1 protein-coding gene is annotated in these 987 nt (G+C 38.6%); it reads left to right on the top strand.

All coding sequences use genetic code 11. The features are described 5' to 3' along the window. The first annotated feature begins 117 nt into the window (after positions 1 to 117). A complete protein-coding gene (locus ACLWS4_RS37170; protein WP_416876446.1) occupies positions 118 to 420 on the top strand; it encodes a hypothetical protein in 303 nt (100 codons plus the stop codon). Positions 421 to 987 lie beyond the last annotated feature (567 nt).

Raw genomic sequence — 987 nt, 5'->3', positions numbered from 1 at the left:
AAGTTGAATAACCTAAAAAACGCATCTCACCAGAGAGGTCAGATGCGTTTGCCATACAATATTTCGTTACATGACCATCTTGACCAAAATTTTTGTTTGTTTTTTATCTTTAATTAATTGGGTGAAGCCTCTATAAAGGGTGTGTTGATGATTTCAATGAAAAACCTTATTCTTGTTAGAAACAAGGAGGGTATCAAAAAAATGAGATCCACTACCCAACTGAAAAGAACGGTTGAATGGACTATAGACAATAAAAAGTTAAAAATTATAAATGTTCCATACGAAAAACTGCCGGTTGATGGAGAGATCTTTTACGACGCGGATGTATCTATTCGGATAATGATGTTAAAAGATCTAATGTTGGCAGATCGTATTCCTCCTATTGTTGACTATGAAATCGTTAAAGACTTTCCTGTTTAATTTTCCATATATTAGATATCCACATGAATCACTTATGAAATATTTTGTAAGTGATTTTTTATTTTCCTCTCAATCTGTGCTAAAATTTTCATTTACTGCCAAATAGATCGCCTAATTGGAATATCCATCAAATATAACCTATTCCCCATTCAGGTGAATCTAATGAAAAAGTTTTGATAGCCCCCCAAAGAACGAATTAGAAATGAAGGCCGGCCGTCATCCGGAAATTTTCCGGGGTACAGGGAGCGAGCGAAAATGCCAAAGGATCAGTTGTAAATGTGATTGCTGAATGGAACACGGGCGTGAAAGCTGGTGGGCTCCGCTAACACGAAGAGGCGTAATAACGATTTGCGGTTTGCCTTCCTTTTTTGCAGGGTACGAAATGAAAGAGGAGTGATGATCCTATGCAAAGAGTGGAGGCAGATATGCATGAACAGTGAACCGAAACCGGGCCACCATCAGAAAGCCCGCCAGCTGGAACAGTTTCGCTCCATTGATGAATGAAAACCAATGACCACAAACGAAGGGTCAAAACTTTCAGAAGATGAATTTTCTCTGAAAGCGGGC

Source organism: Kitasatospora sp. SC0581 (genome assembly GCF_048159585.1).
Taxonomy (GTDB): domain Bacteria; phylum Actinomycetota; class Actinomycetes; order Streptomycetales; family Streptomycetaceae; genus Kitasatospora.
The sequence above is the reverse complement of the archived record's forward strand: the minus strand, read 5'-3'. Positions and strand labels throughout refer to the sequence as shown.